The organism is Cellulosimicrobium sp. 4261 (assembly GCF_040546915.1).
GTDB lineage: Bacteria > Actinomycetota > Actinomycetes > Actinomycetales > Cellulomonadaceae > Cellulosimicrobium > Cellulosimicrobium cinnabarinum.
On sequence record NZ_JBEPOQ010000002.1, the window covers coordinates 355,542 to 369,783 of the forward strand.

12 protein-coding genes and 1 riboswitch are annotated in these 14,242 nt (G+C 75.1%); of the genes, 6 read left to right on the top strand and 6 right to left on the bottom strand.

Going from position 1 to position 14,242, the window contains the following annotated elements:
- The first annotated feature begins 12 nt into the window (after positions 1-12).
- Entirely contained in the window at positions 13-2,259 is a 2,247-nt protein-coding gene (locus ABIE39_RS03915; RefSeq protein ID WP_354050525.1) for an MMPL family transporter, read from the top strand.
- A 91-nt stretch (positions 2,260-2,350) separates the two neighbouring features.
- Complete coding sequence (locus ABIE39_RS03920; protein ID WP_175008589.1) at positions 2,351-3,109, top strand: response regulator; 759 nt, start codon at positions 2,351-2,353, stop codon at positions 3,107-3,109.
- On the opposite strand, the gene ABIE39_RS03925 is transcribed toward ABIE39_RS03920, so the two are convergent.
- The 3 genes from ABIE39_RS03925 to aspS form a co-directional block, all read right to left on the bottom strand.
- Positions 3,085-3,480, bottom strand: a complete 396-nt coding sequence (locus ABIE39_RS03925; protein ID WP_354050527.1) for a hypothetical protein — start codon at positions 3,478-3,480, stop codon at positions 3,085-3,087. The two genes, ABIE39_RS03920 and ABIE39_RS03925, sit on opposite strands and share 25 nt — an antisense overlap.
- Positions 3,477-4,937: a glycosyltransferase family 2 protein gene (locus tag ABIE39_RS03930; protein WP_354050529.1), complete on the bottom strand. Its 1,461-nt coding sequence runs from the start codon at positions 4,935-4,937 to the stop codon at positions 3,477-3,479. Before ABIE39_RS03930 ends, ABIE39_RS03925 begins: the two co-directional genes overlap by 4 nt.
- Before the next feature lie 248 nt (positions 4,938-5,185).
- Positions 5,186-7,000, bottom strand: a complete 1,815-nt coding sequence (gene aspS / locus ABIE39_RS03935; protein WP_209829150.1) for an aspartate--tRNA ligase — start codon at positions 6,998-7,000, stop codon at positions 5,186-5,188.
- A 280-nt stretch (positions 7,001-7,280) separates the two neighbouring features.
- Here aspS and ABIE39_RS03940 point away from each other — a divergent pair, with 280 nt between their 5' ends.
- A complete protein-coding gene (locus ABIE39_RS03940; RefSeq protein WP_175008593.1) occupies positions 7,281-7,748 on the top strand; it encodes a TIGR03618 family F420-dependent PPOX class oxidoreductase in 468 nt (155 codons plus the stop codon).
- A gap of 6 nt (positions 7,749-7,754) precedes the next feature.
- On the opposite strand, the gene ABIE39_RS03945 is transcribed toward ABIE39_RS03940, so the two are convergent.
- The gene (locus tag ABIE39_RS03945) at positions 7,755-9,410 is read right to left on the bottom strand and encodes an Rv2578c family radical SAM protein (RefSeq protein ID WP_354050531.1); all 1,656 of its coding nucleotides are present in this window, start codon (positions 9,408-9,410) and stop codon (positions 7,755-7,757) included.
- A gap of 43 nt (positions 9,411-9,453) precedes the next feature.
- Positions 9,454-9,891, bottom strand: coding sequence for a hypothetical protein (locus ABIE39_RS03950; RefSeq protein ID WP_354050533.1), 438 nt, complete (start codon positions 9,889-9,891; stop codon positions 9,454-9,456).
- Between the two features lie 144 nt (positions 9,892-10,035).
- Positions 10,036-10,155, top strand: a riboswitch (TPP riboswitch).
- A gap of 105 nt (positions 10,156-10,260) precedes the next feature.
- Between ABIE39_RS03950 and ABIE39_RS03955 the strand changes: the two genes are divergently transcribed.
- From ABIE39_RS03955 to ABIE39_RS03965, 3 genes are read left to right on the top strand one after another with little or no spacing between them, the layout of a single operon-like run.
- Positions 10,261-10,965 (top strand): ECF transporter S component, encoded by a 705-nt coding sequence (locus ABIE39_RS03955; protein WP_175008596.1) that lies wholly within the window; start codon positions 10,261-10,263, stop codon positions 10,963-10,965.
- Positions 10,958-12,754, top strand: coding sequence for an ABC transporter ATP-binding protein (locus ABIE39_RS03960; RefSeq protein ID WP_354050535.1), 1,797 nt, complete (start codon positions 10,958-10,960; stop codon positions 12,752-12,754). The genes ABIE39_RS03955 and ABIE39_RS03960 overlap by 8 nt, the downstream gene beginning before the upstream one ends.
- The gene (locus ABIE39_RS03965; protein ID WP_354050537.1) at positions 12,751-13,539 is read left to right on the top strand and encodes an energy-coupling factor transporter transmembrane component T family protein; all 789 of its coding nucleotides are present in this window, start codon (positions 12,751-12,753) and stop codon (positions 13,537-13,539) included. The genes ABIE39_RS03960 and ABIE39_RS03965 overlap by 4 nt, the downstream gene beginning before the upstream one ends.
- Before the next feature lie 18 nt (positions 13,540-13,557).
- On the opposite strand, the gene ABIE39_RS03970 is transcribed toward ABIE39_RS03965, so the two are convergent.
- Positions 13,558-14,226: a M23 family metallopeptidase gene (locus tag ABIE39_RS03970; protein ID WP_354050539.1), complete on the bottom strand. Its 669-nt coding sequence runs from the start codon at positions 14,224-14,226 to the stop codon at positions 13,558-13,560.
- Positions 14,227-14,242: the final 16 nt, after the last annotated feature.

Consider the following 14,242-nt stretch of genomic DNA (forward strand, 5'->3'; position numbering starts at 1 on the left):
ATGCTGGCGCTCGTGTTCTCGAGCCTCGGTCGTCGTGTCGCCCGCCACCCGCGTCTCACCGTCGTCGTGTGGGTCCTCCTCGCGGCGCTCGGCTTCGCGCTGGCGCTGTTCGGGGTCCACGGGGAGAGCGTGTTCGACCGCGTGACGACGGGCGCGCCGACGATCCCGGGCTCGGACAGCGAGCGGGCGTCGCAGGTCCTCGCGGAGAACGACGAGGGCGGGACGGAGATCACGCTCCTGGTGTCCGGCGTCGACCCGGCGGACCCGCAGGTCGTGGAGGCCATGACGGGGGTCGACGCCGACCTCGTCGCCATCGAGGGCGTGGACACGGTCATCGACCCGTACGTGATCCCCGGCGGCGTGGAGGACCCGGCGGCGCAGTCGCTCGTCGCGCAGGACGGGCGCGGCTTCCTCTCGGTCGTGACGCTGCGCACCGACCTCGACGCCGAGCGCACCGACGCGGTCGCGGACCGCGTCGTGGAGCAGCTCGAGGCCGTGCCCGGCGTGCTCGCGGACGCCGCCCCGGAGGCGGCGGGCGACGCGACGGGCCTCGTGGGGTCGAACGGGCTCATCGTCGAGGCGATCACGAGCCAGGTGAAGGAGGACCTCACGACGGGAGAGGCCGTCGCCCTGCCGGTCGCGCTGCTCATCATGGTGCTCGTCTTCGGCGGGTTCCTCGCCGCGGCCATGCCGATGGCCGGGGCCGTCGCGTCGATCGGTGCCGGTCTCGGGGTGCTGCTGGGCCTGACGTACGTGCTCGACGTCGACGCCTCCATCGTCAACGTCGTCACCCTGCTCGGCCTGGGCCTGTCGATCGACTACGGGCTGCTCGTGGTGTCGCGGTTCCGGGAGGAGCTGCACCGCCTGATCGAGGCGGGCGACGACCCGTCCCTGCGTCGGCGGCGCGGAGACGGTGTGGTGCACGAGGCGCTCGTGCGCACCATGGAGACCGCGGGCCGCACGGTCGCGTTCTCGGCGCTCACGGTCGCGATCTCCATCGCGGGCCTCATGGTGTTCCGCCCGGACATCCTGCGCGCGGTCGGCGCGGCCGGGCTCGGGGTCGTGCTCGTGGCCGTCGCGACGGCGCTCACCCTCGTCCCTGCGCTGCTCGCGTACTCGGGGCGCCGCCTCGCCCGCCCGGGGCTGCTCGGCCGGGTCCCGGGCCTGCGCCGCGTGCTCGCCCGGACCGCGGACGTGCAGTCGGACGAGGGCGCGTTCTCGCGCCTCGCGGAGCGCGTCCAGCGGCACCCGACGTGGGTGCTGCTCACCACGGCAGCGCTGCTCGTGGTCCTCGCGCTGCCCGTGCTCGGGCTGCAGCTGCGGAACTCGGGGATCGAGCTGCTCCCCCAGGGGTCGCCGCAGCGTGAGTTCGTCGACGAGCTCGCTGCGCAGTACCCGTCGAGCGCGGGCGCCCAGGTCGTCGCGGTCGTGGACGCGAGCGTCGAGGACGCCCAGGCGTGGGCCGACGACGTGGCGGCGCTCGACGGCGTCGAGAGCGTCGACCCGGCAGCGCCGCTCGGGTCGTACGCGGTGGTGGGCGTGCACGTCGACACGGACGACGCCGGCGGGCCGGAGGCCGTGTCGGTCGTGCGGGAGGTCCGGGCGACGGACCCGGGGTTCGACGTCTGGGTCACGGGGCAGGCGGCGGGGCAGGTCGACTTCCTCGAGGCGCTCGGCGAGCGCGTGTGGTGGGCCGTGGGGATCGTCGTCGGTGCCACGCTCGTGCTCCTGTTCCTCATGACCGGCTCCGTGGTGGTGCCGGTGAAGGCGCTGCTGACGAACGCGCTGTCGCTCGCGGCGTCCCTCGGGGTGCTCGTGTGGGTGTTCCAGGACGGCCACCTGGAAGGGCTGCTGAGCTTCTCCTCGGTGGGGGGGATCGAGACGTACGTCGTCGCGCTCGTCGTGGCGTTCGCGTTCGGCCTCGCGATGGACTACGAGGTGTTCCTGCTCGCACGCATCAAGGAGCTCTACGACACCGGCCTGTCCAACGACGAGGCGGTCCGGCTCGGGCTGCAGCGCTCCGGGCGGATCATCACGTCGGCGGCCGCGATCATCGTCGTCGTGTTCGCCGGTTTCGTCTTCGGCGACCTGCTCGTCATCAAGGAGGTCGGGTTCGCGCTCGCCGTCGCCGTCCTCGTCGACGCGACGATCGTGCGCCTCCTGCTGGTCCCCGCGACGATGACGCTGCTCGGGCGGTACAACTGGTGGGCGCCCGGACCGCTGCGCCGGGTGCACCGCCGGCTCGCGATCACCCACTGAGACGCGCTCACCGGCAGGGACGGTTCGTGCGCGGGCACTCCCGCGGGCGGCTACGGTAGGCGGCAGCACTCAGTCGCACGGGGGGAGCCGGATGGCGGACAACACGCGAACCGCAGTGATCGTCGAGGACGACGCGGAGATCCGTGATCTCCTGCGGACGGTGCTCGGTCAGGCCGGCTTCGTCACCGAGGCGGCCGCGACCGGCGTCGAGGGCGTGGAGCTCGTCCGGCGGACCGACCCGGTCGTGACGACCCTCGACGTGAGCCTGCCCGACATCGACGGGTTCGAGGTGTGCCGGCGCATCCGCCAGGTCTCCGACACCTACATCGTGATGCTCACGGCGCGCACCGACGAGATCGACACCCTCATGGGCCTGGACGCCGGTGCCGACGACTACCAGACGAAGCCCTTCCGCCCGCGCGAGCTGCGTGCACGGATCGAGGCGCTCCTGCGGCGACCGCGACGCGGCCTGCCGTCGGACGGCGCCGACGCCGCGCGCCCCGCCCCGGCGGACCACGAGCCGACCCTCATGGGCTCGGCCGGGCTCCTGCTGGACGTCCCCCGCCGCACGGCCACGGTCGACGGCACGGCCGTCCACCTGACGCGCAGCGAGTACGACCTGCTCGGCGCGCTCGTCGAGGCGGCGGGTCGCGTCGTCAGTCGCAACGAGCTCGTCCGCGTCCTGTGGGGCGAGGAGTACGACGCCGGCACGTACGTCACGGACGCGGACCGGCGCAGCGTCGAGGTGCACATCGCGAACCTCCGCCGCAAGCTCGGCGACGGCCCGACGTCGCCCCGGTGGATCCGCACCGTGCGCGGCGTCGGCTACCGGTTCGACCCCGTGGGCTGACCGGCGGGCGGCAGCTCGCCGAGCAGGAGCGACACGTCGTCGCACGCGCTGCGGGCGGCCGCCCGCAGCGCCGTGAGCGCGCGCGCCTCGTCCGACGTCGTCCGGGCGTCGCGGCGGACGCGGTGCCGGTCGAGCACCGCGGAGGCGGCGTCCCCGACCTCCGTGGCCCCGACCATGAGCGACGTCGACCGCACGGTGAGCAGCGCGCTGCGCGCCTCCTCGTCGTCGCCCCGGGCGAGCGCGACCGCCGCTGCGTCGACCCGAGGGACGACGAGGTCCCGGTACGCGACGAAGAACCGCCGGACGGCCTGCACGTCGCCGTCCAGGTCGTCCGCGAGCGCCGTCCACGCCCGGCGCAGGTCCTCCCTCACGCGCGGAGGCCGTGGTGGCGGCGCACGAGGCGGCGCAGCATGAAGAAGGTCTGGAGGATCGTCACCACGCCGAGGACCGGCCACCCGACCGAGAGGACGGCGGACTGGACCCCGGGGGTCAGCGTCGTCCAGGCCCACACGACGGCCGCGAGGGCGACCAGGGTGACGAGCAGCGGGCTGAGGTAGGCCCAGCCGCTGCCGCGCTCGGCCTTGGCCTGGGCCGCCCAGTTGTCGGTGCGCGAGCGGGACAGGAACTTGGACCAGGCGCGCACGAAGTGCCCGATGCGGATCCACATGTAGGCCTCGGCCGGGACGAGGGTCGCGGCGAAGAGCACGTCGCGCCAGGTGCGTCCGCGGATGGAGAGCGCGGTCCGGAGGTTGAGCGCGACCGCGACGGAGGGCGGCACGAGCCAGACGGGCGAGAAGCGGAACGCGTGGAGGCTCAGCGCGCCGGCGACGAGCAGGCCGAACAGGATGCGGGTGGCGGCGTTGACGAGCATGCTCGCGTTCTCCATCCAGCGCAGGCGCAGGTTGGGGTGGAACGGCTGGCCGCGGGTGTCGCCGCGCTGTCCGGGCCACATGAGGTCGATCGCGCCGTAGTTCCACTTGACCTGCTGGCCGTCGAGCGCGCGCAGCGTCGTCATGCCGCCGACGGTCGCGCGCGCGGTCGCCGAGATCTTCGTCGAGTAGCCGAGCGACTTGATCTGGAGGCTGAGCAGGGAGTCCTCGACCTCGGAGTCGGAGATCCACGGGTCGCGCTGGTGGTGCGCGAGCATGACCGCCTCGAGCGCCGACATGCGGAACAACGAGGCCTGGCCGCCGAGGACGGCCATGTTCCGGCCGCGCAGGAGGTTCTGCATGTTGAACGCGGCGAACTGGGCGCGCTGGCCGGTGAGCAGGAACCGGCTGAGCGGACCGCGCGGCGTGACGTTGTCGACGGTGTAGATGGCGGAGATGCCGCCGATGCGCGGGTCGGACGACATCTCGGCCTCGAGGCGCTCGACGGCGTCCTTGGCCAGCACGGTGTCGCCGTCCACGCCGAGGAGGTAGTCCGCGCCGTGCACGAGCCGGTAGCCGTAGTTGAGGGCACCGACCTTCTTGTCGGCCAGGGTGCCGAGGTCGTGGACGTACACGCGCGTCGTCTGCTCGACGCCGTGGCGGCGCCGCGTGTGCTCCCCGGCGAGCTTGGACGCCTTGGCGAAGGTGCGGTCGCTCGTGTTGTTGACCACGACGTGCACGACGTCCGGCAGGCGGGTCTGGCGCAGGATGCCCTTGAGCACGGACTTGATCGTCGATCCCTCGTTGTAGGCAGGGATGATCGCGCCGATCGTCGCGCGGCGGGCAGGGGCCTGGACCACGACCTCGTCGGGCGTGAACTGGTAGCGGTCGAGCTCCGTGCCGAAGGGCGCGGGCTCGTCGACGTCGACCGGGTCGCGGTCGGTGAGCAGGGCGGTCATGAGTGCCTCGTTCGTCGTGGGGTTCAACGAGCACGATCCTGCGCGCCCCGGCGCGAGGCACCCGCCGAGTCGGCGCAGCGAAACCTCAGGATCTGCTCAAGATCTGGGCGGGACGCCGGCGCGGGCTTCGTCCTCGGCCGGTCCGCCTCGTGCCTCGCCGCGGCAGGGGTGGTCGTCGCGGTCCGGACGCACGGAGGGCGCGCCGCCCCGGTCGGGGTGGCGCGCCCTCGGCGTCGTGCGGTCGGCCGCTACGCGTCCGTGCGCCCGGTCGCGTCGCCGTCCTGGCCGCCGTCGGGCGCGGGAGCGGCGGGCTTGGCGTCGACGCCGGCCTCCTTGCGCTGCTCGGGCGTGATCGGGGCGGGTGCCTGCGTGAGCGGGTCGTACCCGCCGCCCGACTTGGGGAACGCGATGACGTCGCGGATGGAGTCCGACTTCGTGAGCAGCGCGACGATGCGGTCCCAGCCGAACGCGATCCCGCCGTGCGGGGGCGCGCCGAACTTGAACGCGTCGAGGAGGAAGCCGAACTTCTCCTGCGCCTCCTCGGGCCCGATGCCCATGACGTCGAAGACGCGCTCCTGCACGTCGCGACGGTGGATACGGATGGACCCGCCACCGATCTCGTTGCCGTTGCACACGATGTCGTAGGCGTAGGCGAGCGCCTCGCCCGGGTTCTGCTCGAACGTGTCGACCCAGTCGGGCGTGGGCGACGTGAACGCGTGGTGCACGGCGGTCCAGGCCGAGTGGCCGAGATCGACGTCGTCGTCCTCTCCGGTCGGCTTGAACAGCGGCGCGTCGACGATCCAGACGAACGCCCACGCGTCCTCGTCGATCTGCCCCGTCCGCTTCGCGATCTCCTGGCGTGCGGCGCCGAGCAGGGCGCGCGAGTCGGACGTCTTGCCCGCGGCGAAGAACACGGCGTCGCCCGGCTGCGCGCCGGTCGCGTCGCGCAGGCCCTGACGCTCGGTGTCGGACAGGTTCTTCGCGACGGGCCCGCCGAGCGTGCCGTCCTCGCCGAACGTCACGTACGCGAGGCCGCGGGCGCCGCGCTGCTTGGCCCACTCCTGCCAGGCGTCGAACTGGCGGCGCGGCTGCGACGCCCCGCCCGCCATGACGACGGCACCGACGTACTCGGCCTGGAACACGCGGAACGGCGTGTCCCGGAAGTAGTCCGTGAGCTCGACGAGGGGATTGCCGAACCGCAGGTCGGGCTTGTCCGACCCGTACAGGCGCATGGCGTCGTGGAAGGTCATGCGCGGGATCGGCGTCGGGATGGTGTACCCGACGAGCTCCCACAGCGCGACGAGGATCTTCTCGGCGAGCGCGATGACGTCGTCCTGCTCGACGAAGCTCATCTCGACGTCGAGCTGCGTGAACTCGGGCTGACGGTCCGCGCGGAAGTCCTCGTCGCGGTAGCAGCGCGCGATCTGGTAGTAGCGCTCCATGCCCGCGACCATGAGGAGCTGCTTGAACAGCTGCGGCGACTGCGGGAGCGCGTACCAGGAGCCGGGCGCGAGGCGCGCGGGCACGAGGAAGTCGCGCGCGCCCTCCGGGGTCGAGCGGGTGAGCGTGGGCGTCTCGATCTCGACGAACTCCTCGGCGTCGAGCACGCGGCGCGCGGCCTGGTTCGCCTTGGCGCGCAGGCGCAGGGCGTGCGCCGGGGCGGGCCGACGCAGGTCGAGGTAGCGGTGCTTGAGACGCGCCTCCTCGCCGATCGTCTCCGTGTCCGCGAGCGCCGTCGACACCTGGAACGGCAGGGCCTCGGACGTGTTGAGCACGACGACGTCGGTCGCGACGACCTCGATCTCGCCGGTCGGCAGGGACGGGTTCTCGTTCCCGTCGGGGCGGCGCGAGACCTCGCCCGTGACCTGGAGGACGAACTCGTTGCGCAGCGGGTGCGCGACGGCCTCGTCGCGGATGACGACCTGGGCGATGCCGGACGCGTCACGCAGGTCGATGAAAGCGACGCCGCCGTGATCGCGCCGACGGTCGACCCAGCCCGTGAGGGTGACGGTCTGACCGGTGTGCTCGGCCCGCAGTGAGCCGGCCGTTCGGGTGCGCAGCACGGAGGGTTCCTTCCAGGTGGGCGGTGGGGGTCGCGATCCCGGTGCGGGGACGCGTCCGCTGAAGTCTAGTGCGGGCGGGCGGGCGGCTCGACCGGATACCTCCGACGGGAGGCGGTCGACGGTCCGCTCTCGACCGGCGGGGGCGACCGGATACCGTGGCGGTGCCGCCGCGACGTCCCGTGACGGCACCGCCGGGACCGGCGCCGCGCCCGTGGGCGCACGGGCCGACCGGCCGCGGCAGGGCCGTCCGGCCCGCCGCCCGCACGAAGGAGGGTCACCCGTGGCACGCACCATCGCGACGAACCGGCGCGTCGAGCGCGACGAGCTCGAGGAGTTCCTGCGCTCCCGGCACGACGGCGTCCTCGTCACCACCCGCGCGGACGGCCGGCCCCAGCTCAGCCCGGTCACGTACGGGGTCGACGACGCGGGCCGGGTCGTCGTGTCGACGTACCCGGAGCGCGCCAAGGCGGTCAACGTGCGCCGCGACGCGCGCGCGTCGCTCCTGTCGCTGGGCGAGCGGTTCTCCGACCCGTGGGTGCAGGTCGACGGCGAGGCGGAGGTGATCGACCTGCCCGGGTCGGTCGAGCCGCTCGTCGACTACTACCGGGCCGTCAGCGGCGAGCACCCGGACTGGGACGAGTACCGCGCGGCGATGGTCAGCCAGGGCAAGTCTCTCGTGCGGCTGACGATCACGCGCTGGGGACCGGTCGCAACCGGCGGCTTCCCGGCGCGCCTCGCCGACGCCTGAGACCGGTCAGAACAGGACCTGCTCGACTCCCCCGCCGACGACGTCGAGCCCGCCGCCGTCCATCGGCATGCCCGCGAGCGCCCCGCCGTAGCTGGCGCGCGCGTCCTGCGGCGCCGGGTCGACGGCGAGGCTGCCGGCCGGGTAGGCGCCGTCCGTCGGCGGCCCTGGCCGGCGTCGCCGGTCGCCGGGCTCGCCGCGGCGGAACCGGCCCTCGACGCCCGCGGGGCCGCGGTGCCCCGCGACTCCGAACCCGCGCGCCTCGAGCATCGGCCGCACCCGGTCCCACAGCCAGGACCGGTACGCCGTCGAGGCGTACGTGCCGCGCGCGTACACGCGCTCGTAGCCGGGGACGAGCCGCGGGTGCTCGCGCGCGAGCCAGCCCATGTACCACTCGCGCGTACCGGGCTTGAGGTGCAGCGGCAGCACGGTGACGCCCGTCGCGCCCGCGTCCTTGACGGCGTCGAGCAGCTCGGTGAGCGCCCGCGTGGAGTCGGTGAGCCACGGCAGCACGGGGGCGACCATGACGCCGCACGGCAGGCCGGCCTCCCGGACGGTGCGGACGAGGTCGAGCCGCGCGCGCGGCGACGGCGTGCCGGGCTCGACGCTCGCCTGGAGCTCGGGGTCCAGGAGCGCGAGGGACACGCCGATCCCGACCTCGACGCGCGAGGCGGCGTCGACGAGCAGGGGCAGGTCGCGGCGCAGGAGCGTGCCCTTGGTCAGCACGGAGAGCGGCGTGCCCGACCCGGCGAGGGCGTCGATGATGCCGGGCATGAGGCGGTAGCGTCCCTCGGCGCGCTGGTACGGGTCGGTGTTGGTGCCCAGCGCGACGGCCTCGCGCGCCCAGGACGGTCGGGCGAGCTCGGCGCGCAGCACGTCGTCCACGTTGACCTTGACCACGACCTCCCGGTCGAAGTCCTCGCCCGCGTCGAGGTCGAGGTACTCGTGCGTGGGGCGGGCGAAGCAGTTGTGGCTCACGACCCCCGCGGCGACGAAGTCGCGCGTGCCGGTCGTGATGTCGACCAGCTCCGTCACCTCCCCCGGCCCGTCGAGGGCCTCGAGGGAGTCGACGCGCAACGCCTCGCCGCCGGTGACGTCCTGGCCGTCGAGGACGGGCCGCCCGTCCGCGAGCGCCGCGGCGCCCGGCCCGACGAGCACGTCGCCGAGCGCCAGGCGGGCGCGGTGCCCGGCGCCGCCGACGACGTGGCGCCAGCCGCGCTCGGTGAGGAACCGGTGGTCGCCGCTCGCGACGAGGCGCGTGCCGTCGGCGAGGGTCACCCGGTAGGCGCGCTTGCGGGTGGTCCAGCGGTCGAGGACGCGGGTGCGCACGTAGCGCCGGTACGCGCCGTGGGGGGCGGTGCCGACGATCTCGTCGCCGACGCGCAGCTCGCCGATCGCCCGCTGCGTGCCGTCGGCCAGGAGCACGGGCGTGCTCGGCGCGAGGCAGTAGGAGCACGCGTGGCTGCACCCGCGGTACGGGTTGACGGTCCAGCGGAAGGGCATGCGCGACATCGCCGGGACCTTCGACAGCGCGCTCTTGGCCGTGACCTCGTGGAACGTGATCCCCGCGAACTCGGGCGTGCGCACGCTGCGGACGAGGCCCATGCGCTCCAAACCGGGAAGCGCGCCGTCGTCCGCGCCGAGCGCCTGTCCGTCCCACCGCATCGCGCCATTCGAACAAATGTTCGAACCCGCTGTCAAGGACGGGTCATCCGCCGGCGGACCACGTCTTGAGCAGCGCCAGGTTCCCGAGGGGGATGTGGTGGCCGATGCGGGGGTGGTCGAGCGCGACGCCGACGACCCCTGCTGCGGCGAAGGACGCAACGTAGTCGATCGCCGCCGGCACGGGCACGCCGAGCAGCGGCACGGAGCCGGTCCCTTCGGCCGCCAGCCCGAGCGCCCGGGCCGCCTCGTCCGCGCGCGGGGCGCTGCTGTAGAGGCAGATCATGGGCCCCTGGTCCGCGGCGACGGCGTACGGACGCGGCTGGTCCTCGGGCCCTCGGGCGATGAAGAACCACGTGCCGAGGCGCGCCGCCTGCCGCCACAGCGCGATCTGCGCCGACGTGTCGCCCGCGGGCGCGCTCCGCACGGCCTCGTCGAGGCGGTCCAGCTCCGCGACGGCCGCGGGGTCGTTGTCTCGGGTCATGCGCGCTGCCTCGTTCCTCGTCGTCGGAGCCCGTCCCCGGTCCGCGCGGGCGCCTCGTCGCCGTCACCTTCTCACGGTGCCCGGACGTCCCGGTGGGTGAGACGCCGGGATTGTCCGGCGGACGTCCAGGCCCTAGGGTCGGGCCGAACGCCTCCGGGGAGCGCACGAGCGCTGAGAGTGCAGGTCGGACACCCGTCCCCCCTGCAGACCCGTGGAACCTGATCTGGTTCGTACCAGCGAAGGGAGCAGGGCCGACGTCACCGTCCCCTGCGCGCTCGTGCCCGCGCCCCGCGCGTGCCGTCCGCGCGGGGGCAGCGGTGGCGCGCCGTCGTGCACCCTCCGCCCCGGGGGCCCGACGGAGGGAACCGCATGACCGAGCCCCGCACCACCCCGCCCCGGGAGACCCCGCCCACCAGCACGCCCGGCCCGCCGGCCGACGCCGTGCCCCCGGCGCCCGGTCCCGGAGACCGCACCGTCACCGCTCCCCCGGCCCGCGCCCGGCGCCGTGGCCTCACGCTCCACGAGACGGTCCTCGTCGCCGTCCTGGGCGTCGTGTTCGGGTTCGTCTACTGGGCGTTCGTGCAGCTCTGGGCCCCGCTCCAGCTCGCCATGGGGCCGCTCGCGGACCTTGCCGCGAACGTGCTCGCGGGCGCGTGGATCGTCGTGGGCCCGCTCGCGACGTACATCGTGCGCAAGCCGGGCGTCGGCATCCTCACCGAGACGCTCGCGGCGCTCGTCGAGGTGGTCTTCCTCGCGTCGCCCGCAGGCCCGCTGCTCGTCCTCGTGGGGCTCGTCCAAGGGGTGGGCGCGGAGATCCCCTTCGCGCTGACCCGGTACCGCCGCTACGGCTGGTGGGTTTTCGTCGCGTCGGGCGTCAGCGCGGCGCTCGTCACCTACGCGTTCAACGCGGTCCGGTTCGGCTGGCTCGGGCAGGACTGGGCGATGCTCCGGCTCGGCGTGCAGGTCGTCTCGTGCGTCGTGCTGTGCGGGATCGCGGCGCGCCTCCTCGGCGACGCCCTCTCCCGCACCGGCGCGCTCGACGCCTTCGCGATCGGCACGGACCGCCGTGGCTGAGGTGCGGGACGCCGCGGCGGACGTCATGCCCGGCACCGTGCCGGGCACCGTGCCCGACGCCGTCTCCGCCGCGGGCCTGACCGTCACCGTGGGCCACGACGCGACGTGCGTGCTCGACGACCTCACCCTGACCGTCCCCGCGGGGACGGGGCTGCTCGTGCTCGGCCCCTCGGGCTGCGGGAAGTCCACGCTGCTGCGCGCGCTCGTCGGCGTCGTGCCCCACACGCTCCCGGGCACCGTCACGGGCGACCTGCGCGTGACGGGCGTCGACCCGCGCGCCACGACCCCCGCGGGGCTCGCCGCGCGCGTCGGCCTCGTCCAGCAGCGGCCGGGTGACCAGCTCTGCCTCGGCCGCGTCGACGAGGAGCTGCGGTTCGCGCTCGAGAACCGGGCGGCGGACCCGCGCACCATGGACGCCCGCGCCGCAACCGCTCTCGCCGCTGCCGGTGCGGGCCACCTGCACGACCGACCGACCCACGCGCTGTCGGGCGGCGAGGCGCAGCGCGTCGCCCTCGCGGCGGCGCTCGTCGCCGACCCCGAGCTCGTGGTCCTCGACGAGCCGACGGCGTTCCTCGACCCGGCCGCGGCGCACGAGGTGGGGACGCTCGTGGGCGGGCTCGTCCGGGCGCCCGGACCGGACCCGCACGGAACACCCCGCCGGTCGGTCGTGCTCGTCGAGCACCGCCTCGACGACGTCGGGACGCTCCCGGACGCGACCCTCGTGCTCGACCGCACGGGCCGCGCCGTCGCGCACGGCCCCACGACCGCCGTCCTGCGCGCGCACGCCGCCACGCTCGCCGCGCTCGGGTGCTGGCTGCCGCTCGACGTCCGGCTCGAGCGGGCCGGGGCCCCCGGACCGCTCGGTGCCCCCGCGACCGACGCCTGGCTCGTCGACCTCGCGCGCACCGCAGACCCGCGCCCCTCGGATCCGCGGGCACCGGTCCCGGGCGCCTCGGACGCCGGTCCGAGTGCGCCCGGCCCGGTCGCCCTCCGCGCCCGTCGTCTCGCGGTGCACCGCGCCATGGCAGGCCGCCGACGGCGCGGGCGGGACGAGACGCCGGTGGTGCACGACGTCGACCTCGACGTCCGCGCGGGCGAGGTGCTCGCGGTGGTGGGGCCGAACGGGGGCGGCAAGTCCACCCTCCTGCGCGGGCTCGCGGGACTCGAACGGACCAGGGGCGACGTGACGACGGCGGCGGACGCGCCCGTCGCGATGGTGTTCCAGGACCCGGAGCACCAGCTCCTCGCGCGGACGGTGCGCGACGAGGTCGCGTGGTCGGCGCGCCTCGCGCGGCTGGCCGACGTCGACGGGCGCGTCGCGCGGACCCTCGACACCTTCGCCCTGACGCACCTCGCCGACGCCAACCCGTACCGGCTCTCCGGCGGCGAGCAACGGCGTCTGTCGCTCGCGACGGCGACGGTGCTCGACCCGCCCGTCCTCCTCGCCGACGAGCCCACGTCGGGGCTCGACCGCGCCCAGGCGGACGCCGTCGCCCGCGCGCTGCGGCAGCGCGCTGACGTCGGCGGCGCGGTCGTCGTCGTCACGCACGACCTCGCGCTCGTCGCGGCGCTCGCCGACCGCGTCGCGGTGGTCGTCGGCGGCCGGCTCGTGGCGCTCGGCCCGGCCGCCACCATGCTGGCCGACGACGCGCTGTGCCGGCGCGCGCGCCTGCGCCGCCCGCCCCTGCTCGCGTGGTGGGCCCGCACGGGACGCCGCCACGGCGTCGACCCCGGCGCGCTCGTCCGCGCGCTCGACGCGGCAGTCGCCCGCACGGAGGCCGCCCCGTGACCGCGCCGCACAGCACGCCCCTCGGGCGCTGGAACCCGACCGTCAAGCTCGCGACCGTCCTCGTCGTGTCGACCGGCGCGCTCCTCGTCACCGACCCGTACACCCCTGCGATCGGGTGGCTGCTCACGGTCGGGGCGCTGCTGGTCGTGGGGCGCGTCCCCGTGCGCACGCTCGCCCTGGCCCACGTGCCCTTCCTCGTCTTCGCGACGAGCCTGCTGGTCGTCAACATCGCCACCCGGCCGGGCGGCGACCCGGTCGACCTCGGCCTGGTCACCGTCGGCTCCGACGGCCTGACGATCGGTGCCGGGCTCGCCGTGCGCACGCTGCTCGTCGGCGCCCTCTCGCTCACGGTCGCGACGACGACCGACCCGGTGCGCCTCATGACGAGCCTCCACCAGCACGGGCGGCTGCCCCTCACGTGGACCTACGCGGTGCTCGCGGCCCACCGGCTGCTCGTCGAGCTCCCCGACGCCTGGCACACGATCCGCTGCGCCCAGGCCCTGCGCGACCCGCGCCGACGACACGGCGTGCTCCCCCGGTCCCCCCGCGCGCTCGGCTCCGCGGCGTTCGCCCTCCTCGTCGGTGCCGTGCGCCGGTCCGAGCGCCTGACCGTCGCGCTCGAGTCACGGGGCCTCGGGTCCGGTCCGCGGACCACGTCGCGGCCCGTGCCGCTCGGCGTGCCCGACGTCGTCGCCGCGGTGGGCGTGCTGGCGGTCGCGGCGGCGGTGGTCCTCGCCGGGGTCCTCGGGGGGTGGGTCACCGGGCTGGGCGCGCTGACGGCGTGATCCCCGGCGGGACACGGGTCAGACGGGCTCGACGACCGCACCCTCCGCGGGGACGCCCCGGTCCACGACGCGCGCCGAGCCGTCACGGGCCCGCTCGCGGAACCCCCGGAAGACGAGCGGCAGCCCGCGGGCGGCGAGCGCGTCCGCCGCGTCCATGGCCTGCACGTGGACGTGCGGCTGCGTCGAGTTCCCCGAGCTCCCGCACCGGCCCAGCTCGTCGCCGACCACGACGCGTCGGCCGGGCTCGACGGCCACCGACCCGGCGCGCAGGTGGGCGAGGACGACGAACGTGCCCGGCCGGTCGAGGGCCAGCACCACGTGGTTGCCCGCGAGCGCCGCGGCACCGCCGCGCGCTCGCGCCGCCTGCGTGAGGGCGTAGCCGAGCAGCGCGGCGGGTGAGCGACGGGCCTCGTGGTCGGGCTCGCCGTCGTGCACCGCGACGACGGTGCCCGCCGCGGGGGCGAGCACGGGCTGGCCGAACGCGACGAACCGTTCGGGCGGCTCGGTGCCCAGCGCGGCGCGCCAGTCGCGCACGACGGCGGTGCGCCGCCCTCGGACGGCGACGAAGTCGATCGCGTACGTGGTCGCGAACAGGTCGGTGCCGTGGCTCGGCACGCGCCGCGCGGGGCTGTTGCGCACGAGCCACGTCCCGTGGAACGGCAGGGCGAGCTCGACCGGTCGCGTCACGTCGCCCTCCCCTCCC

Bases quoted from the DNA above. Each gene is read 5' to 3' on its own strand.
- ABIE39_RS03950 (WP_354050533.1), bottom strand. From the start codon at position 9,891: ATGACCCGAGACAACGACCCCGCGGCCGTCGCGGAGCTGGACCGCCTC.
- ABIE39_RS03955 (WP_175008596.1), top strand. From the start codon at position 10,261: ATGACCGAGCCCCGCACCACCCCGCCCCGGGAGACCCCGCCCACCAGC.
- ABIE39_RS03930 (WP_354050529.1), bottom strand. From the start codon at position 4,937: ATGACCGCCCTGCTCACCGACCGCGACCCGGTCGACGTCGACGAGCCC.
- ABIE39_RS03920 (WP_175008589.1), top strand. From the start codon at position 2,351: ATGGCGGACAACACGCGAACCGCAGTGATCGTCGAGGACGACGCGGAG.
- ABIE39_RS03945 (WP_354050531.1), bottom strand. From the start codon at position 9,410: ATGCGGTGGGACGGACAGGCGCTCGGCGCGGACGACGGCGCGCTTCCC.